This window comes from Bradyrhizobium sp. S3.2.6 (assembly GCF_040546885.1).
In the GTDB taxonomy this organism is placed as follows: domain Bacteria; phylum Pseudomonadota; class Alphaproteobacteria; order Rhizobiales; family Xanthobacteraceae; genus Bradyrhizobium; species Bradyrhizobium cytisi.
In genome coordinates this window covers 483,670-502,737 of record NZ_JBEPOS010000001.1, presented here as the reverse complement: position 1 = coordinate 502,737, position 19,068 = coordinate 483,670, and the positions used below count along the sequence as shown (strand labels likewise).

Below are 19,068 nucleotides of genomic sequence, written 5' to 3'. Positions count from 1 at the left end.
CCCCCCCCCCCCCACACCGAGGCGCGGAACCTCCCGTCCCCCTCGCACTTATCACGCAACCGCCGACGGTCGCGGGCGGACCGAAGAGGGCTGGCCCGATATGATCGACGATCTCTGGTACAAGAACGCCATCATCTATTGCCTGTCCGTCGGCACCTACATGGATGCCGACGGCGACGGTGTCGGCGATTTCAAGGGGCTGTTACGGCGGCTCGATTATCTGCACGGGCTCGGCATCACCACGATCTGGCTGATGCCGTTCCAGACTTCGCCGGGCCGCGATGACGGTTACGACATCGCCGACTATTACAGCGTCGATTCCCGCTACGGCACGCTCGGCGATTTCGTCGAGTTTGCCCATGGCTGCAAGCAGCGCGGCATCCGAATCATCATCGATCTCGTCGTCAACCACACCTCCGACCAGCATCACTGGTTCAAGGAGGCGCGGCGCGACAAGAGTTCGCCCTATCGCGACTGGTATGTCTGGTCCGACAAGAGGCCGGCCAACGCCAACAAGGGCATGGTGTTTCCCGGCGTTCAGAAATCGACCTGGACGCGCGACAAGGACGCCGGCGCCTGGTTCTTCCACCGCTTCTACGATTTCCAGCCCGATCTCAACACCTCGAATCCGCACGTGCAGGCGGAGATCCTGAAGATCATGGGATTCTGGATCCAGCTCGGCGTCTCCGGCTTTCGCATGGACGCCGTGCCTTTCGTGATCGCCACCAAGGGCGCGAAGGTGACCAAGCCGGTCGAGCAATATGACATGCTGCGCGCTTACCGCGAATTCCTGCAATGGCGGGAAGGCGACGCCATCATCCTGGCCGAAGCCAATGTGCTGCCGGAAACGGACATGGAGTATTTCGGCAAGGATGCCGACCGCATGCACATGATGTTCAATTTTCACGTCAACCAGCATCTGTTCTATGCGCTCGCTTCCGGCGACTCGCGACCGCTGGCCGAGGCGCTGAAAGCGACGAAGTCGCGACCGGCTTCGGCGCAATGGGGCCTGTTCCTGCGCAATCACGACGAGCTGGACCTGGGACGGCTGACCAAGGCGCAGCGCGACACCGTGTTCAAATCGTTCGGCCCCGACAAGGACATGCAGCTTTACGATCGCGGCATTCGGCGACGGCTTGCGCCGATGCTGGGCGGCGACCGCAGGCGGCTGGAGCTTGCCTACAGCCTGATGTGTACGCTGCCGGGAACTCCCGTGATCCGCTATGGCGACGAGATCGCGATGGGCGACAATCTGGCGCTGCCCGAGCGCAAATGCGCGCGCACGCCGATGCAATGGTCGACCGAGCCGCAGGGCGGCTTCACCAAGAGCGACAAGCCGGCGAACCCCGTCATCGACAAGGGTCCTTACGGCTACGAGCACGTCAACGTCGCCAAACAGCGGCGCGATCCGAATTCGATGCTGAACTGGACCGAGCGCATCGTCCGCATGCGCAAGGAGGTGCCGGAGATCGGCTGGGGCGACTTTGCGATCATCGCGACGCGCGATCCCGCCGTCTTCATCATGCGCTATGACTGGCGCAACAATTCGGTGCTGTTCGTGCATAACCTCGACGAGAAGCCGCGTGAGACGGCGTTTTCGGCAGGGCTGCCTGATGATGCCGGCGAGCACCTGATCAATCTGCTCGCGGAGGACCACAGCCACGCCGACAAGCGCGGCCAGCATCGCGTCGTGCTCGAGCCCTATGGCTATCGCTGGTACCGGGTCGGCGGGCTGGATTATCTGCTGAAGCGGAGTGATATCGACGGGACTACGACACGGGGGAAGAACCGTGGACGTTAGCCGCCACCACCACGCCCTCATTCCCTCGCAGATCCAGCACGCCTTCCAGCTGCTCCCCCTCGCGATCCAGAAATGTCGAGAGCAATATCTCGCTGCCGAATCGGATCGCGCTGGTGGTGACCGCGATCGGTTCAGGCCCGAGATTCAGCACGACGATGACCGCCCTGCCCTCGGCCCCACGGCGATAGATCAGGAGATCGCCTTGCGCGGCGATCGGATGATAATCGCCTGACACCAGCGGCGGACATGCCTTCCGCAACGCGATCAGGCGCTTGTACAGGCTGAGGATCGAGCGCGTGTCGGCGTCGAGATTGACGACGTTCTCGTGGATATGATCCTCCGGCAGCGGCAGCCACGGCTTGACGTCCGAGAAGCCGCCGAAGCCTGAAGAGTCCCACTGCATCGGCGTGCGGCAGCCGTCGCGGCCCACCCCGATGCCGGGGACGTTCTTCTCGAAGGGATCGCGGACATCCGCAGGCGCGATCGCGAGCTGATGCATGCCGATCTCGTCACCGTAATAGAGCGTCGGCGTGCCGCGCAAGGTCAGGAGTAGCATGGCCGCGACGCGGGCCTGCTCCGGCCCGACCCGGCTGGCGACGCGCGGGCGATCGTGATTGCCGAGCACCCAGTTCGGCCACGCGCCCGTCGGCAGCGCCTTCTCGTAGTCGTCGATGATCTTCTCGATCGAGCGCGCGCTCCAGAAGGTCGAGAGCAGCGCGAAATTGAACGGCATCTGCGCGCCGGTGAGGTCGTTGCCGTAATAGGCCATGAGGCGATGCAGCGGCAGATAGACCTCGCCGATCAGCACGCGGGCCGGATAGGCATCGATGACGCGCCGCATCTCGGCGATGACGTCGAACACCTCCGGCTGGTCGGTGGAATATTGGGTGAGGATACTCTCGTTCGGCGGCCGGCCCTCGACATAATGCGGGTTCGGCGGATTGTCGCGAAACTCGGAATCCTTGATCAGGTGCCAGATCACGTCGACGCGAAAGCCGTCGACGCCCTTCTCCAGCCAGAACCGCATCACGTCGTAGATCGCGGCGCGGACCTCCGGATTGCGCCAGTTGAGGTCCGGCTGCTGGGCGAGGAAGGCATGGTAGTAATATTCACCGGTCGCGGCATCGATTTGCCATGCGCTGCCGCCGAACTCGGACAGCCAGTTGTTCGGCACGCTGCCATCGGGGGCCGGATCACGCCAGATGTACCAGTCTCGCTTCGGGTTGTCGCGCGAGGAGCGGCTTTCGATGAACCAGGGATGCTGGTCGGAGGTGTGGTTCGGCACGAGATCGAGGATCAGCTTCAGGTCATTGTCATGCGCGGCCGCGAGCAGCGCATCGAAATCCGCCATCGTGCCGAACAGCGGATCGATGCCGGTATAGTCGGAGATGTCATAGCCGAAATCGGCCATTGGCGAGGGGAAGATCGGCGACAGCCAGATCGCGTCGACGCCGAGCGATTTCACATAAGGCAGCCGCCGAAAAATGCCGGCGAGATCCCCGACGCCGTCGCTGTCACCGTCCTGAAACGAGCGCGGATAGATCTGATAGAAGATGCCGTCGCGCCACCAGTTCTCGCCGCCCTGCGCCATGTCGGAAAACCCACCCGGAAATCTGTGCCTCGCGCGAGAGAACGCGGAAGCAACGCCCCGGTTCAAACAGCCACGCAAATTGGGACGGCCGTGTGATGGCGGGCGTACCTGTTCCCCGGCGCCGCTCGCGACTATTTTTGCTTGGCGGCGCAGCAAAAATCGGCATTGTGAGCCCCATGACCGAGCAAAATGACACCCAACAATCCAAGGCCGGCGCGATCATCGTCCCGGTGACACTGTTCGAGCAGAACTGCACCATCATCTGGGACGAGCCCGGCAAGAAGGCCGTGGTGATCGACCCCGGCGGCGACGTGCCGAAGATCCTTGAGGCGATCAAGCAGACCGGCGTCACCGTCGAGAAAATCTGGCTGACCCATGGCCATATCGACCATGTCGGCGGCGCGGCCGAGTTGCGCGATGCGCTGAAGGTGCCGATCGAGGGCCCGCATGCCGCGGACAAATTCCTCCTCGACAACGTCGTCGAGAGCGGCGCGCGCTTCGGCATGACGGGGGTGCGCAATTTCGAGCCGGACCGCTGGCTCGACGAGGGCGACAGCGTATCGATCGGCGGATTGACGTTCGACATTTTCCATTGCCCGGGCCATTCACCCGGCAGCGTGGTGTTCTTCAACGGGGATCTGCGCTTTGCCCATGTCGGCGACGTCCTGTTCGCCGGCTCGGTCGGGCGCACCGACCTGCCCGGCGGCAGTCACGCCACGCTGATCAACTCGATCATGACAAAACTGCTGCCGCTCGGCGACGACGTCGGCTTCATCTGCGGTCACGGCGCCGGCTCGAGCATCGGCCAGGAGCGAATGACCAATCCGTTCATCACCGGCGAGATGTAGGTTTTATTGCTTGCGCATGATCTGATCGGAAAACCGCTTCACACCTGACGTGACGGCAACGCCGATCGAGATGATCGATCACACGGGGTAGATTTGGTCGAGATCGACGCGGGAGCGTCGCCACAAACCCAGCTGTCGTCCCGGACAAGCGTAAGCCCAGATCCGGGACCCATAACCACAGGAAGCCGTGGTTACGGGGACTCGGAGTTGCGACTTCGCGCCCAACTTTGTCCTGTGGTTATGGGTCCCGGATCGGCGCGCGCTTCAGGCGCGCTTGTCCGGGACGACAGTTGGGGTCGGGACTACTTCATCAGGCCGGCAGCGGTCAGCGCGCGCGTGATGATCTGGCCGAGATCGAAGCCGCGGGATTCCTCGCGCTTCGGCTCGGCCTGTTCGTCGGCGACCGCGGCGCGGATCGAGCGGGCGAGATGCGGGGCGGGCGAGCGCGCGGGCGCTGGCTTTGCCTCCGCCGTCTTCCTGGCCGCATCCGGAATCCATCCGGTCAGACCAAAGAACTTCGCGATGTGATAGGACGATGAAATGCCGGCCTCGATCAGGAACGCGCCTTCGAGGCCGTAGCGCTGGTCGTTATCGGCGAGCCCCAGCGGGGTGCCGTGGGCCATGCCGGTGATGGCATAGGATTCGACCAGCGTCTCGCCGTCCTTATTCCACCAGGCCTGGCGCGGGTAGCCGTCGACATTGGTCTCGGCCATCGGCGTCATCGGCAGATCGTGCAAATCGAGCCACTGCTTGATGATCTCGTTGGCATTGCCGGGATTGACGGTGCGGTCGGCGCTGCCGTGCCACACCGAAATCTTCGGCCAGGGCCCGCGATGATTGGAAGCCCGCCGCACGAAATCGCCGAGCTCACGCTCGGGCCGCGCCGGGGAATGAAACATGCCGTCCAGCGCCTCGCGCAGATTCGACGCGATGCCGTAGGGAAGGCCTGCGATGATCGCGCCGGCAGAGAACACCTCCGGATAAGTCGCGAGCATCACCGAGGCCATGCCGCCGCCGGCGGACAGGCCGGTGATGAAGACGCGCCTGGGATCGATGCGGTGGGCCTGAACCATATGCGCGATCATCTCGCGGATCGATCGCGCCTCGCCGCTGTCCCGCGCGGTATCTTCGGGATTGAACCAGTTGAAGCAGGTGTTGCCGTTGTTGCTGCGCTGTTGCTCGGGCATCATCAGCGCAAAGCCATAGTGACGTGCGAGCGTCGACCAGCCGGCGCCGAGGTCGTAGCTCGCTGCCGTCTGGCCGCAGCCGTGCAGGACGACGACGAGCGCGCGCGGCTTCTGCAATTGCGCCGGCACGAACGCGAACATGCGAAGACTGCCGGGATTGTCGCCGAAGCCGGTGACTTCCTCCAACGGACTGGAGGCATCGGCGCTCGCGCCAAAGTCGGGCAAGCGCAGACCATCCATCCTTGGCAGATGTCTCAAGAGGTCGACATTACGGGCTAACGACACGGCAAATTCCTGGTGGGCGTCTTTCAACGTTTACCCAGACCAGATAGTTGCTGCAGTGCAAAATGAAAAGACCGTGTGCTGTCGACATCAGGGAAACCACGCGGAATCCCCGCAAAAATCCGCAGGAATCCGCACGTATTAACCGCAGTGCCTCAACTTCGTGCAGATGCGCGGCGCATCCACGTCAGGAATGCGGCGCAGATCATGATTAACGCCGCGAACAGCGCGAGTGAGGCGAGAAAACCTGCGCGCGGTGATTGCAACGCGTCGACCGCGAAGAACACTGCGCCGATTGCGGCCACTCCGGCCGCATTTCCGATCTGCGCAATGGTGCCGTACATGCCCGACGCCGCGCCGGCCGCGACGGGTTTGACTGTCGAGAGCACCGCGCCCGAGAGCGGCGCCATCACCAGCCCCTGGCCGTAGCCGAAGACGATCATGATGAGCGCGAGCGCGACCGGCGTCGGCGCGTCGATCAAGACTGCGAGAAGCGCGAGCGCGGCGAGGCCCGCGATCTGCAGCGCGCAGCCTTCGATCAGCACTTTGGTGCCGCGATGCCTTGCGCGCGCGCCGCTGTGGCGCGAGGCCGCCACGAAAGCGAGCGCGAGCGGAAGGAAGGCAAGGCCGGCGGCGAGCGGCGGAATCTTCAGGCCGCCCTGCATGAACAGCGTCATCACCAGATAGAACGAGAGATTGGCGACGAAGAAAAAGAGGGCCGCACCGAGCCCGCGCAGGAAAGCGGCGTCCGCCAGCAGCGTCAGATCAATCAGCGGCATGCCCGCGCGCGCAACAACGTGCTCGAGCTTGAGGAATCCTGCGAGGATCGCACCGCCGCCCAGCATCACCGCCCACAGCCACGGCGCCCAGCCGACATCGTGGCCGAACAGCAGCGGGCCGATCAGGCACAGCAGCCCTGCGAACAGCACCAGGCTGCCCTTGATGTCGAGGCTGGTGCCGGCCCGACGCGGCGCCGACGGCATGATGCGCCATGCGGCCGCGGCGATGACGAGGCCGCAGGGCACGTTGACGAAAAACACCGAGCGCCAGCCGGTATGCGCAGGGTCGATCGTCACCAGCAGGCCACCGAGCAAAAAGCCCGCGGCGCCGGCAAGCCCGAGCACGATGCCGTAGATGCCGAAGGCGCGGCTGCGCTGTTCGTCGGTGAAGAGCAGATGCAGCGTGGCCAACACCTGCGGCACCATCAGCGCGGCGGTCGCGCCCTGCGCCAGCCGGGCGACGATCAGTTCCGTGCCTGAAAGCGCCAGCCCGCACCACAGCGAGGTCGCGGTGAATCCGAGCACGCCGGCCAGGAAGACGTTCTTCGTGCCATGGATGTCGCCGAGGCGGCCGCCGGTGACGACCAGGGTGGCATAGGCGATCAGATAGATCGCGATGACGGATTCGATCTGTGCCGGCGTCGCATGCAGGTCGACCGCAATGGTGGGAATCGCGACGTTCACGATGAAGGCGTCGACGCCGAACATGAACTGCGCGGCGACGACGATCGCCAGCACCCACCAGCGGCGGGTCGAATCGACAGGCTTCGTGACGGCTTGATGCATTTTCGCGCGAGCGTTCGGAGATTTATCTGCGCCCGATGCTCGCAGATCGGCGTCATCCCCGCGATTACCTCAGAGGTAGGACTTCGAGGTGCTCGAACACAGCCGCGGTAGCGACTCAACGCATGCCTGCATTCCGCTGCACGGGACATCGCGCGATTGCGTTCGCGGCATCGCCCACGTAGCCTCACGCCTACCTAACAAACAGAAAATGACAGCCGGAGAGAACGCCATGGCGCGCCTGAAATTCGGAGCCTTTCTTGCCCCGCATCACCCGATCGGCGAGCATCCGATGCTTCAGTTCCGGCGCGATCTCGACCTGGTCGAGCAGCTCGACGCGCTCGGCTATGACGAGTTCTGGTGCGGCGAGCATCACTCCTCCGGCTGGGAGATGATCGCCTCGCCCGAGATGTTTCTGGCCGCCGCCGGCGAACGCACCAAGCGGATCAAGCTCGGCACCGGCGTGGTGTCGCTGCCCTATCACCATCCCTTCAACGTGGCCCAGCGCATGGTGCAGCTCGACCACATGACCGGCGGCCGCGCCATCTTCGGCTCCGGCCCCGGCGCGCTGGCGTCGGACGCGCACACGCTCGGCATCGACCCGATGACGCAGCGCGACCGCCAGGACGAGGCGATCGCCGTGATCCGCCGGCTGTTCAACGGCGAGCGCGTCACCGCCAAGAGCGACTGGTTCACCATGAACGACGCCGCGCTGCAGATCCTGCCGCTGCAGGAGGAGATGCCGTTCGTGGTGGCCTCGCAGATATCGCCGTCGGGCATGACGCTCGCCGGCAAATACGGCATCGGCATCATTTCGCTGGGCTCGATGACGACGCAGGGCCTGATGTCGCTGCAGCAGCAGTGGCAATTCGCCGAGGACGCCGCCAGGAAGCACGGCACCACGGTCAACCGCGCCGACTGGCGCGTGCTCCTCACCTTCCACATCGCCGAAAGCCGCGAGCAGGCGCGCAAGGAAGCGGGAGCCGGGCTGATGCGCTGGCACAACGAATATAACGTCGGCACGCTGCAGCGGCCGGGCCTCACCGCGTTCGCCTCGCCCGACGAGGCCGTGGACAAGACCGCCTTCGTCGAAGGCGCGGCGTCCACCATCGGCACCCCCGACGATCTCGTCAAAACCATCAAGAACGTGATGGAAGTGTCCGGCGGCGTCGGCGCCATCATCGGCTTCGTGCACGACTGGGCCAATCCGGACGCCACGCGCCGGAGCTGGGACATGGTGGCGCGCTATGTCGTGCCGGAGATCAACGGCTACATCGACGGCCTGCGCAGGTCGCAAAAATTCGTGATCGAGAACCGCGCAATTTTCGAGCGCGCCAGTCAGGCCGTGATGGCCAAGATCATGCAGAACGAGAAAGCCGCCGAGGCGCTGAAGGTGACCGGTCCCGGTCGCGTCGCCATTCCCGCCGTCAACGCGCCGGATCTGCAGAAGGAAGCGGCCAAGCGGTAGCTTTCGGCGTTACGCGCGTAACGACGTTCACGAGCAGGACATCCCGGCCTGTGCTATGCTGACCTGGACAGCTCGGCGCGGGCCGTATGATTGCCGCGGTCGCGCGATTCCCGTCGGTCAGCCAACCGGAGCATTCGTCATGTCGATGCAGAATGTGGCCTCGCCTGCACTTGGGTACACCGCACCCAGGCGCAACGAGCTGACGCATATCCCCGGCGACGAAGGCTGGCCGATCGTCGGCATGACCCTCAAGGTGCTCGCCGACCCCAAGGGACATATCGAGCGGAACGGCGCCAAATACGGGCTCGTCTATCGCACCCACATTTTCGGCGAAACCAACATCGTGCTGCTCGGCCCGGAAGCGAATGAGCTGGTGCTGTTCGACCAGCAAAAGCTGTTTTCGTCGACCCATGGCTGGAGCAAGGTGCTCGGCCTGTTGTTTCCGCGCGGATTGATGCTGCTGGATTTCGACGAGCACCGGCTGCATCGCAAGGCGCTCTCGGTCGCCTTCAAATCGGGACCGATGAAGTCCTATCTCAGCGATCTCGACCGCGGCATTTCGGCACGGGTGGCGCAGTGGAAGGCAAATCCGGGCGAGATCCAGCTTTATCCGGCGATGAAGCAGCTCACGCTGGATCTGGCCGCGACGTCCTTTCTCGGCGCCGGCATCGGGCCCGAGGTCGACGAGATCAACCGCGCCTTCGTCGATATGGTCGCCGCTGCGGTCGCCCCGATCCGCCGTCCCCTGCCCGGCACGCAGATGGCGGCCGGCGTGAGGGGGCGCAAACGTATCATCGCCTATTTCCGCGAGCAGATCCCGCTGCGCCGCGGCAATCAAGGCGGCGACGATCTGTTCTCGCAGCTCTGCCGCGCCACCCATGAGGACGGCGCGCTCCTGTCCGACCAGGACGTCATCGACCACATGAGCTTCCTGATGATGGCGGCGCACGACACGCTGACATCCTCGCTAACGTCCTTTATCGGCGAGCTCGCTGCCAATCCGGACTGGCAGAGCAGGCTGCGCGCGGAAGTTCTCGCGCTCGGGCTCTCTCCGGGGGCGCCGAGCAGCTTCGATGATCTCGAAAAGATGCCGTTGACGGAGATGGCCTTCAAGGAAGCGCTGCGGATCAAGCCGCCGGTGCCCTCGATGCCGCGCCGCGCGATGCGCGATTTCACCTTCAAGGGCTACACCATCCCCGCCGGCACCGCGGTCGGCGTCAATCCGCTCTTTACGCACCATATGAAGGACATCTGGCCGGAGCCGGATCGCTTCGATCCCTTGCGCTTCACCGAGGAAGCCCAGCGCAACCGTCACCGCTTCGCCTGGGTGCCGTTCGGCGGCGGCGCACATATGTGCCTCGGCCTGCACTTCGCCTACATGCAGGCGAAATGCTTTGCCCGGCACTTCCTGCAGAACATCGAGGTGTCGCTGGAGCCCGGCTACAAGCCGGACTGGCAGATGTGGCCGATCCCCAAGCCAAAGGATGGGTTAAGGGTACGGGTGAAGGCGGTTTAGCCACGGCCGTCGTTGCGAGCGAAGCGAAGCGATCCAGAATCTTTCCGCAGAGGGATTCTGGATTGCTTCGTCGCATCAGCGCAAAATTGCTACGCAATTTTGTCGCGAGCTCCTCGCAATGACGGAAACCCGGTCTCGTCGGGTGGGCAAAGCGTAAGCGTGCCCGCCATACCTCCCCACATTTGAACATCGATGGTGGGCACGGCGCGCGAAGAGAGCGCCTTTGCCCACCCTGCGAAGCGCCTGCATCTGCACTTCGACGGTCACATCCGTCTGGCACAAACGCAGGAAGCGCCGAGCTGCTTCGCCAGCGCCTCGCCTTCCGGTATACGGCGGCCCACGATCACAATTTTGGCACCTTCGGCAACGAAGACTTCCGCGGTACGCAATCCGATCCCGCTCGTCGCACCCGTGATCACCGCAACCTTGCCGTCGAGCCTGCCCATGGAATGTCCCTGTTTTCGAATGATTTGAAGCCAAATGGCGGACACCGATCGATGACGTCACGACGACAATCGGCGCCGCAACAATCACTATTCCTGCCGGCTCCCGACAAGCCAAGCTTTGCTTGCGCATGCGAGATGCGTAACATCATGTCCCGTCTCTCGATTTTCGGACTTCTATCGCAACCGGGCTGCGCATGGGGAAGCTGATCGCCGAATTCCGCAAGGGCTGGCAAGGCGTGGCACCGCCGTCGCTCGGCCTGAGCATTGCGTTCGCGGTGGCCTGCCTGCTGGTTGCGACCTTGGCACGCTGGGGCCTCGCGCATGTCCGACCCGACGTCTACTTCACCCCGTACTTTCCGGCCGTGTTCTTTGCCGCCGCCTTCGGAGGCATTCGGATCGGCGTGGTGACGGCGCTGGTCGGCGGCGTGCTCGGCGTCGTCGTGAATTTCGGCGATGCGTTTGCCGATCGCGCGCGGTTCGCCCTGCTGACACTCTATTGGGGCGTCTCCGCGCTGACCATCTGGGGCGTCGAGCACTATCGCACGATGCTGGCGGAGCAGCGCCGGATCTCCAGGCGCCTGATCGAGGAGGAGGACTATCGCAAGATCCTGGTCGACGAGCTCCAGCACCGGCTGAAGAACAAGCTGTCGACGGTGCACGCCGTGCTGCACCAGGTGCTGCACGACCAGCCGCAGGTCTGGGCCCGGATCGACCCGCGGCTGCGGTCGCTAGCCGCGACCGACGACCTGATCTCGCGGATCGACAAGGCCGGCTGCGACATCCGCGACCTCCTGATTTCCGAGCTCGGCCCTTACGGCCACGTCCGCTTCACGCTCAACGGCGACCGGCTGTTCCTGGCGCCGAAGCTTGCGGTGACGCTGTCACTGATGTTTCACGAACTCGCCACCAACGCCGGAAAATACGGCGCGTTCTCCTCACCACGCGGATTGCTGCAGGTGTCATGGACCGTCAGTGACGATCGCCTGACCGTCACGTGGGACGAAACCGGGGGTCCAAGCATCGACAAAATCTCGGAGCCCGGCTTCGGCACCAACCTCTTGAAGTCGGCGCTCTCCGCCTTCGACGGCAAGACCGAGGTCTCGTATTTGAAGACCGGGCTGCATTGCATCATGCAATGTCGCATTCCCAAGAACGAGTGATGAGGATCACCTCTCCCTACGGCAGAGGTGTCGACGACGGCTTGCATCTGTCCAAACGAAAGAGAACAGCGCACGACCCTCGCGCTTTCGCAAGCGCCATTGACTTTCTGTTAATGACGATCGGCGGCGCACCTCGCAACGCCACAGGTTTCTCCCAAAACACCCCAGTATTTCTGCGGACCCCTTAACCAAACCTAAGAGGGAACTGCGCATGATCGCGTCCATTGCAAACGCGCGCTGAAACAACAAGATTCATGACTTCTATGAACGACAATGCATATAACGGCGCGAGTGAAGCCGAGCTCGGATTTCTCAAGGAAATCGTTAGAATGCTGCCTGCCGGCCTGACCGTGCAGGACGCGCAAGGCAAACTTCTCCTGGTTAACGATGTCGCGGCCGCCCAGCTCGGCATGGACGGCAGTCGTCCGTCGCCTGATCTCGCACAGCGCCGCGCGGCCTGCGAGCGCGCACTGAGGGCCGGGCAGCCGGTCACCTCCGAAGAAGCGCTCCAGGACGGCGCCGCGCGCCAGGTGCTGCTGACCACCCATCGGCCGGTCCAGCTCGCCGGCCGCGAGCTCTTGATCTCGTCCTCCGCCGACATCACCGAGCAGAAGAATTTCGAGGACCAGCTGTTTCGCTCGGCCTATTTCGACGAGCTGACCGGCCTGCCCTCGCGCCGCGTGATCGAGCATCGTGCCAACAGCCTGCTCGCGCAGGATCGCGCCGGTGAGCGCTTCGCCCTGGCCTTCCTCGACGTCGACAATTTCAAGCACATCAACGACTATTACGGTCACGCCGTTGGCGACGCGCTGCTGGTCGAGCTGTCGAAGCGGCTCGGCCGCGACTTGCGCGAATCCGACGTGCTGTCGCGCATCTCGGGCGACGAATTCCTGCTGTTGCTCTCGCCGATCCAGAGCCAGGACGAAGTCGCCGAATTCCTGAACGCGACATTGGAGCGGCTGACCGCGCCGTTCTTCATCGACAATTCGGAAGTGTTCGTCTCCACCTCCGTCGGCGTCAGCCTCCATCCCGATCATGGCCGCAGCTTCGAAACCCTGCGCCAGAACGCGGACATCGCGATGTACCGCATCAAGAACAACGGCAAGGGATCCGCCGCCTTCTTCGATGCCGGCATGGAGCGCGAGGCCCTGGCGCGGATGAAGATCGAGCAGTCGCTGCGGCTCGCCATTCTCGAAAAGCGCTTCTGCTGCGCGTTCCAGTCCAAGGTCGACATCCGCACGCAAGCGGTGATGGGTATCGAGGCCCTGGTGCGCCTGCGCGACGACGAGGGCGTGATCCAGGCGCCGGGCTCATTCATTAATCTGGCGACCGAGCTCGGGCTGATCGACGAGCTGACTCATCTCGTGCTGGCCGAGATCGTCAAGTCGATCGACCTGATCAACGACATGTTTGGCGCGGAAGCGACCATCAGCATCAACGTCGCCGCCAAGCAGGCCGGTAATCCCGAGTTCATGCGCACCTTCGCGCAGGCGCTGGACGACACCGGTTTTCCCCAACGCTTCATGATCGAGGTGACCGAAGACGCCTTCGTCGCCAAGAGTCATTTCCAGTCCGAAATCCTGCCGATGTTCCGCAAGCTTGGGGTCGGCATCTCCATCGACGATTTCGGCACCGGCTATTCATCGCTGTCGGCGCTGGCCGACATCACCGCCGACGAGATCAAGATCGACCGCTCCTTCATCACCGACATCCATAAGCGCCCGCGCAGCCAGGGCATTCTGCGCGCGATCGAGTCCTTAAGCGAAGCGCTCGGCATGACGGTGATCGCCGAAGGCCTCGAATCCTACGAGGAGCTCGCCTATCTCCAGGCCGCGACCAAGATCCGCTATGCGCAGGGCTATTATTTCGCCCGCCCGATCTTCCTGGAGGAGCTGAAGCTCGCCACGCCCGTCTCGAGCGAATCCCGCGCCAGCATCTCCGCCCGCCCGATGCAGCAGAACCGCCAGGGCTATTCGCGGGCGGGCGGGTACCGGCGGTAAGCCTCGCGCCTTGTGCCACACGAGCCCACCGCAGGCTCCGCCGGAAGGTGGAATTGCAATGTTTGCACATGTGTGCAAATCGCTGTGATCAAGGCAGTTCATTCAGGGAGGACCACCGTGCGTCGATCGCTCATTCTTACAGCAGCCATCATGGGCTTGGCCGCGGCCACCTCCGCACGCGCGGACGACCTCAAAGTCGCGCTGATCTACGGCAAGACCGGCCCACTGGAAGCCTATGCCAAGCAGACCGAGACCGGCCTGCAAATGGGCTTCGAATACGCCACCAAGGGCACCATGATGATCGACGGCCGCAAGATCGTCATCATCACCAAGGACGACCAGGGCAAGCCCGACCTTTCCAAGGCCGCGCTCGCGGAAGCCTATCAGGACGACAAGGCAGACATCGCGATCGGCACGACCTCGTCGGCGGCCGCGCTCGCCATTCTCCCCGTCGCCGAAGAGAACAAGAAGATCTTGATCGTCGAGCCGGCGGTCGCGGACCAGATTACCGGCGAGAAGTGGAATCGCTATATCTTCCGCACGGGGCGCAATTCGTCGCAGGACGCGATCTCGAACGCGGTCGCGATCGGCAAGCAGGGCGTCACCGTTGCCACGCTGGCGCAGGACAACGCCTTCGGCCGCGACGGCGTCGCCGCCTTCAGGGCAGCGCTGGCCAAGACCGGCGCGACACTCGCGACCGAGGAATATGCACCGGCCAACACGACCGACTTCACCGCCATCGCGCAGCGTCTGTTCGACGCGCTGAAGGACAAGCCGGGCCGCAAGATCATCTGGATCATCTGGGCAGGCGCCGGCAATCCGCCCTCCAAACTCCAGGACATGGACCCGAAGCGCTACGGCATCGAGCTCTCCACCGGCGGCAACATCCTGCCGGCGCTTGCGGCCTACAAGGGCATGCCGGGCATGGAAGGCGCGACCTATTACTACTACGACATCCCGAAGAACCCGGTGAACGACTGGCTCGTCGCCGAGCACCAGAAGCGTTTCAACGCGCCGCCGGACTTCTTCACCGCGGGCGGCTTTGCAGCCGCGATGTCCGTCGTCGCCGCCGTCACCAAGGCGAAGTCGACCGACACCGAGAAGCTGATCACCGCGATGGAAGGCCTGGAGTTCGACACGCCGAAAGGCAAGATGGTGTTCCGCAAGGAAGACCATCAGGCGCTACAGAGCATGTATCACTTCAAGGTCAAGGTCGATCCGAACGTCGCCTGGGCCGTGCTCGAGCCGGTGCGCGAGCTGAAGATCGAGGACATGGACGTTCCCGTTAAGAACAAGCGCTGAGTTGTCCTTCACCTCTCCCGCTTGCGGGAGAGGCCGGGAGAGGGCTCTCTCCTCTTGGGGGTTCTCTTGGGGGTTCTCGTCTGCGGAAACACCCTCTCCCCAACCCTCCCCCGCAAGCGGGGGAGGGGGCGCAGCGTGATCGCGGATATATTTTCATTTCATCATTCGCCGGGCTCCCATGACGCTCACCCTCGAGACCCGCGACCTCACCATCCGCTTCGGCGGCCATGTCGCAGTCAACGACGTCACCTGCACGTTCCGCCCGGGCGAGCTCACCGCCATCGTGGGGCCGAACGGCGCCGGCAAGACCACTTATTTCAACCTGATCTCGGGCCAGCTGCGTGCGTCCAGCGGCAGCATCTTGTTCGACGGCTCCGACATCACAGAGCATTCCGCGCCGCTGCGGACCCGTGCGGGTCTCGGACGCGCATTCCAGCTCACCAATCTATTCCCGAACTTGTCAGTGGAAGAAAACGTCCGCCTCGCGGTGCAGGCGGCCAGCGGCACCCATTACGACATGCTGCGGCCCTGGATGGTCCGCCGCGATTTGATCGCGCGCGCCGATGCCATCCTCGACCAGGTCGCGCTCGGCAATCGCCGCGGCGTCACCGCAACCGCGCTGTCGCATGGCGACCAGCGCAAGCTCGAGGTCGCGCTGATGATTGCGCTGGAGCCGAAGGTGTTCATGTTCGACGAGCCGACCGCCGGCATGAGCATCGACGAGGTGCCGGTCGTGCTAAACCTAATCGCGCAGCTCAAGCGGGACAAGAGCAAGATCATCCTGCTGGTCGAGCACAAGATGGACGTGGTGCGCTCGCTCGCCGACCGCATCATCGTGCTGCATAACGGCCAGCTCGTCGCCGACGGCCCGCCAGCCGAGGTGATCGCCTCGCCGATAGTGCAGGAGGCCTATCTCGGCATCGCACCCAGGAAAGCTACCGAGGGTGCGGCATGACCGATCTCTTGAAGCTCTCCGGGGTTCACACCCATATCGGCCGCTATCACATTCTCCAGGGCATCGACCTCGCCGTGCCGCAGGGAGAGGTCACGATGTTGCTCGGCCGCAACGGCGCCGGCAAGACCACCACGCTGCGCACCATCATGGGTCTGTGGCAGGCCTCCAGCGGCCAGATCAGCCTCGCCGGCGAGCGTATCGAAAGCCGCGCCACGCCTGACATCGCCCGGCTCGGCGTCGGCTATGTGCCCGAGAGCATGGCGGTGTTCTCCGACCTCACCGTGAAAGAAAATCTCGTCCTCGCCGCCCGCGACGGGCCGATGGACGACACCCAGCTCGAGTGGATCTTTGGCTTCTTCCCGGCGCTGCGAAGGTTCTGGTTGTCGCGCGCCGGCAGCCTCTCGGGCGGGCAGAAGCAGATGCTGTCGATCGCACGTGCGATCGTCGAGCCGCGCAAGCTCCTGCTGATCGATGAGCCGACCAAGGGGCTGGCGCCCGCCATCGTCATGGCGCTGATCGAGTGCCTGAAGGAGATCAAGCGCAAGGGCGCGACCATTCTCCTCGTCGAGCAGAACTTCTTTGCCGCCCGCGAACTCGGCGACAACGTGCTGGTGATGGACAACGGCACCATTGTCCACCGCGGCGAGATGGCTGCGTTGGCCTCTGACGTGCCGCTGCAGGAGCGGCTGCTCGGCCTGAGCCTGGAGACACATCAGTGACCGAACTCGCTGCAACCGATCCGCTGCCGAAGCCGAAGCGCGATATCGCGCCGATCCTGCTGCCCGTCGCGCTCGCGCTGGTCACGATCCCCCTGATCGGCTCGCCCTCAACCTGGCTGACGCTGACCGCGGCGAGCCTTGCCATGGGCATGATGATCTTCATCATGGCCTCGGGGCTGACACTGGTGTTCGGCCTGATGGACGTGCTGAATTTCGGCCACGGCGCCTTCATCGCGGTCGGCGCCTACATTGCAACGCTGGTGTTCGCGCCGTTCGCGGCCTCCGTGCAGGCCGATTCGCTGTGGGTCAATCTCGCGGTGCTGGCGCCCGCAGCGCTGCTGTCGATGGCGGTATCAGGTGCGCTCGGCCTGGTCGTCGAGCGCGTGCTGATCCTTCCTGTGTACGGCCAGCATCTGAAGCAGATCCTGATGACGACAGGCGGTCTCATTGTTGCGGAGCAGACGCTCTATGCGCTGTGGGGGCCGCAGATCATTCCGATGCCGCTGCCGACCTCGCTGCGCGGCTCCTTCATCCTCGGTGACGTCGCGATTGCCAAATACCGCGTGCTGGCGACGCTGATCGGGCTTGCCGTCTTCGTCGCGATCCAGCTCGTGCTCAATCGTACCAAGCTCGGCCTGCTGATCCGCGCCGGCGTCGAGAACCGCGAGATGGTCGAGGCGCTCGGTTACCGCATCCGCCGGCTATTCCTCGGCGTGTTCATGACGGGATCGGCGCTGGCCGGCCTCGGCGGCGTGATGTGGGCGCTCTATCGCGAGCAGGTCCACGCCTCCATGAGCGATGAGCTCACCGTCCTGATTTTCGTCGTCGTCATCATCGGCGGACTCGGCTCGATCGGCGGCTGCTTCATCGGCGCGATCCTGGTGGCGATGGTCGCCAATTACGGCGGCTTCCTGGTGCCAAAACTTGCCCTCGTCTCCAACATCCTGCTGATGGTTGCCATTCTGATGTGGCGGCCGCGCGGCCTCTATGCGGTGACCAGCCGATGATGATCCTGTCGGGCGATCCGCCGCGGAGCCGCGCGCTCACGCTTGTTCTCGTCGCCATCATCCTGGCGCTGGCGGCAACGCCGTTCCTGTTCCCCGGTGCGAAAGCGCTGAACGTCGCAGCCAAGATCTGCGTGTTCGCCGCGCTGGTGGCGTCCTACGACCTCCTGCTCGGCTATACCGGCTCGGTGTCGTTCGCCCACACGATGTTCTATGGCATCGGCAGCTACGCGATCGCCATCGCGCTATATGGCATGGGTCCGAACTGGGCCGCGGTCGCCACCGGTATCGTTGTCGGCCTGCCGCTGGCCGCGCTGCTCGCCCTCGCCATCGGCCTGTTCTCTCTGCGGGTCGCCGCGATCTTCTTTGCCATGATCACGCTCGCCGTCGCCTCCGCCTTCCAGGTGCTGGCCTCGCAGCTGTCCTGGCTCACCGGCGGCGAGGACGGACGCAGCTTCCAGCTGCCGGAGCTGCTCCGCCCCGGCACGGTGCTGGTCTCCAAAAGCCTGTTCGGCTTCGAGATCAACGGCCGCATCCTGACCTTCTACCTGGTGTTCGCAGTCTCGGCCCTGATGATCCTCGCGCTGCTGCGCGTGGTGAACTCGCCGTTCGGGCGCGTGCTCCAGGCGATCCGCGAGAACCGTTTCCGCGCCGAGGCGCTCGGCTTCCGCACGGTGTTCCATCTCACTTATGCCAACTGCCTTGCGGCGCTCGTCGCCGCCAGCGCCGGCATCCTGAACGGGCTGTGGCTGCGCTATGCGGGGCCGGACACCTCGCTGAGCTTCTCCATTATGCTCGACATTCTCTTGATGGTGGTGATCGGCGGCATGGGCACGATCTACGGCGCGATCATCGGCGCCACCATCTTCATCCTCGCGCAGAACTACCTGCAATCGCTGATGGGTGTCGCCTCCAAGGCGGCAAGCGAAGCCGGCCTGCCGCTGCTGCCGGGACTGCTGCATCCGGATCGCTGGCTGCTCTGGCTCGGTCTGCTGTTCATTGCCAGCGTCTATTTCTTCCCGACCGGCGTGGTCGGGCGACTGCGCAATGGCGGCGGCGACAAGAGCGCGGACGCCTCGCATTAAGCTTCGATTAACGATACAGCGCAGCGCGCCGTGGGGGCCACCTACAACCGTGGCGCGACGTCACGCGATTCCCGTGTCGGTGGATATCCGTATTAATCCGCAACCGGTTTAAGCCATGGGTAACCGGCTTTCCTAAGCATTG

Annotated in this window: 14 protein-coding genes and 1 pseudogene; 11 read left to right on the top strand and 4 right to left on the bottom strand. The window is 64.0% G+C overall.

All coding sequences use genetic code 11. From position 1 onward, the window contains the following. Nucleotides 1-100 precede the first annotated feature (100 nt). Nucleotides 101-1,801: an alpha-amylase family protein gene (locus tag ABID58_RS02380; protein WP_354031383.1), complete on the top strand. Its 1,701-nt coding sequence runs from the start codon at nucleotides 101-103 to the stop codon at nucleotides 1,799-1,801. Here the strand turns inward: ABID58_RS02380 and ABID58_RS02375 are convergent. Next, nucleotides 1,770-3,392, bottom strand: a complete 1,623-nt coding sequence (locus ABID58_RS02375; protein WP_354031382.1) for an alpha-amylase family glycosyl hydrolase — start codon at nucleotides 3,390-3,392, stop codon at nucleotides 1,770-1,772. The genes ABID58_RS02380 and ABID58_RS02375 overlap by 32 nt on opposite strands. Nucleotides 3,393-3,568: 176 nt before the next feature. On the opposite strand from ABID58_RS02375, the gene ABID58_RS02370 reads away from it, so the two are divergent. After that, on the top strand, nucleotides 3,569-4,240 hold the full coding sequence (locus ABID58_RS02370; RefSeq protein WP_354031381.1) for an MBL fold metallo-hydrolase: 672 nt from the start codon (nucleotides 3,569-3,571) through the stop codon (nucleotides 4,238-4,240). 302 nt (nucleotides 4,241-4,542) lie between these two features. Here ABID58_RS02370 and ABID58_RS02365 read toward each other — a convergent pair whose 3' ends face one another. Both ABID58_RS02365 and ABID58_RS02360 read right to left on the bottom strand, forming a co-directional pair. Continuing rightward, nucleotides 4,543-5,712: an extracellular catalytic domain type 1 short-chain-length polyhydroxyalkanoate depolymerase gene (locus ABID58_RS02365; protein ID WP_354031380.1), complete on the bottom strand. Its 1,170-nt coding sequence runs from the start codon at nucleotides 5,710-5,712 to the stop codon at nucleotides 4,543-4,545. A 152-nt stretch (nucleotides 5,713-5,864) separates the two neighbouring features. Continuing rightward, complete coding sequence (locus tag ABID58_RS02360; RefSeq protein WP_354031379.1) at nucleotides 5,865-7,274, bottom strand: MFS transporter; 1,410 nt, start codon at nucleotides 7,272-7,274, stop codon at nucleotides 5,865-5,867. A 229-nt stretch (nucleotides 7,275-7,503) separates the two neighbouring features. On the opposite strand from ABID58_RS02360, the gene ABID58_RS02355 reads away from it, so the two are divergent. Next, nucleotides 7,504-8,739: an LLM class flavin-dependent oxidoreductase gene (locus tag ABID58_RS02355; protein WP_354031378.1), complete on the top strand. Its 1,236-nt coding sequence runs from the start codon at nucleotides 7,504-7,506 to the stop codon at nucleotides 8,737-8,739. A 139-nt stretch (nucleotides 8,740-8,878) separates the two neighbouring features. After that, a complete protein-coding gene (locus tag ABID58_RS02350; RefSeq protein WP_354031377.1) occupies nucleotides 8,879-10,255 on the top strand; it encodes a cytochrome P450 in 1,377 nt (458 codons plus the stop codon). A 237-nt stretch (nucleotides 10,256-10,492) separates the two neighbouring features. Here ABID58_RS02350 and ABID58_RS02345 read toward each other — a convergent pair. Further along, nucleotides 10,493-10,701, bottom strand: a pseudogene (locus ABID58_RS02345) (SDR family NAD(P)-dependent oxidoreductase); the annotation flags it as partial. 194 nt (nucleotides 10,702-10,895) lie between these two features. On the opposite strand from ABID58_RS02345, the gene ABID58_RS02340 reads away from it, so the two are divergent. From ABID58_RS02340 to ABID58_RS02310, 7 genes are all read left to right on the top strand, one after another. Continuing rightward, nucleotides 10,896-11,861 carry a sensor histidine kinase gene (locus ABID58_RS02340; RefSeq protein WP_148754290.1) on the top strand — a complete coding sequence of 322 codons (966 nt, stop codon included), beginning with the start codon at nucleotides 10,896-10,898 and terminating at the stop codon, nucleotides 11,859-11,861. Nucleotides 11,862-12,124: 263 nt separating this feature from the next. Beyond that, on the top strand, nucleotides 12,125-13,861 hold the full coding sequence (locus ABID58_RS02335; protein ID WP_354031376.1) for a putative bifunctional diguanylate cyclase/phosphodiesterase: 1,737 nt from the start codon (nucleotides 12,125-12,127) through the stop codon (nucleotides 13,859-13,861). 117 nt (nucleotides 13,862-13,978) lie between these two features. Beyond that, nucleotides 13,979-15,163 carry a substrate-binding domain-containing protein gene (locus tag ABID58_RS02330; RefSeq protein ID WP_354031375.1) on the top strand — a complete coding sequence of 395 codons (1,185 nt, stop codon included), beginning with the start codon at nucleotides 13,979-13,981 and terminating at the stop codon, nucleotides 15,161-15,163. A gap of 178 nt (nucleotides 15,164-15,341) precedes the next feature. After that, nucleotides 15,342-16,118: an ABC transporter ATP-binding protein gene (locus ABID58_RS02325; protein ID WP_354031374.1), complete on the top strand. Its 777-nt coding sequence runs from the start codon at nucleotides 15,342-15,344 to the stop codon at nucleotides 16,116-16,118. After that, nucleotides 16,115-16,837 carry a branched-chain amino acid ABC transporter ATP-binding protein gene (locus ABID58_RS02320; protein ID WP_354031373.1) on the top strand — a complete coding sequence of 241 codons (723 nt, stop codon included), beginning with the start codon at nucleotides 16,115-16,117 and terminating at the stop codon, nucleotides 16,835-16,837. The genes ABID58_RS02325 and ABID58_RS02320 overlap by 4 nt, the downstream gene beginning before the upstream one ends. After that, a complete protein-coding gene (locus ABID58_RS02315) occupies nucleotides 16,834-17,844 on the top strand; it encodes a branched-chain amino acid ABC transporter permease (protein WP_354031372.1) in 1,011 nt (336 codons plus the stop codon). Before ABID58_RS02320 ends, ABID58_RS02315 begins: the two co-directional genes overlap by 4 nt. Then, on the top strand, nucleotides 17,841-18,926 hold the full coding sequence (locus ABID58_RS02310; protein ID WP_354031371.1) for a branched-chain amino acid ABC transporter permease: 1,086 nt from the start codon (nucleotides 17,841-17,843) through the stop codon (nucleotides 18,924-18,926). Before ABID58_RS02315 ends, ABID58_RS02310 begins: the two co-directional genes overlap by 4 nt. The last annotated feature ends 142 nt before the right edge of the window (nucleotides 18,927-19,068 follow it).

Bases quoted from the DNA above. Each gene is read 5' to 3' on its own strand.
- ABID58_RS02340 (WP_148754290.1), top strand. From the start codon at position 10,896: ATGGGGAAGCTGATCGCCGAATTCCGCAAGGGCTGGCAAGGCGTGGCA.
- ABID58_RS02370 (WP_354031381.1), top strand. From the start codon at position 3,569: ATGACCGAGCAAAATGACACCCAACAATCCAAGGCCGGCGCGATCATC.
- ABID58_RS02360 (WP_354031379.1), bottom strand. From the start codon at position 7,274: ATGCATCAAGCCGTCACGAAGCCTGTCGATTCGACCCGCCGCTGGTGG.
- ABID58_RS02325 (WP_354031374.1), top strand. From the start codon at position 15,342: ATGACGCTCACCCTCGAGACCCGCGACCTCACCATCCGCTTCGGCGGC.
- ABID58_RS02380 (WP_354031383.1), top strand. From the start codon at position 101: ATGATCGACGATCTCTGGTACAAGAACGCCATCATCTATTGCCTGTCC.
- ABID58_RS02335 (WP_354031376.1), top strand. From the start codon at position 12,125: ATGAACGACAATGCATATAACGGCGCGAGTGAAGCCGAGCTCGGATTT.
- ABID58_RS02350 (WP_354031377.1), top strand. From the start codon at position 8,879: ATGTCGATGCAGAATGTGGCCTCGCCTGCACTTGGGTACACCGCACCC.
- ABID58_RS02320 (WP_354031373.1), top strand. From the start codon at position 16,115: ATGACCGATCTCTTGAAGCTCTCCGGGGTTCACACCCATATCGGCCGC.
- ABID58_RS02310 (WP_354031371.1), top strand. From the start codon at position 17,841: ATGATGATCCTGTCGGGCGATCCGCCGCGGAGCCGCGCGCTCACGCTT.
- ABID58_RS02375 (WP_354031382.1), bottom strand. From the start codon at position 3,392: ATGGCGCAGGGCGGCGAGAACTGGTGGCGCGACGGCATCTTCTATCAG.
- ABID58_RS02355 (WP_354031378.1), top strand. From the start codon at position 7,504: ATGGCGCGCCTGAAATTCGGAGCCTTTCTTGCCCCGCATCACCCGATC.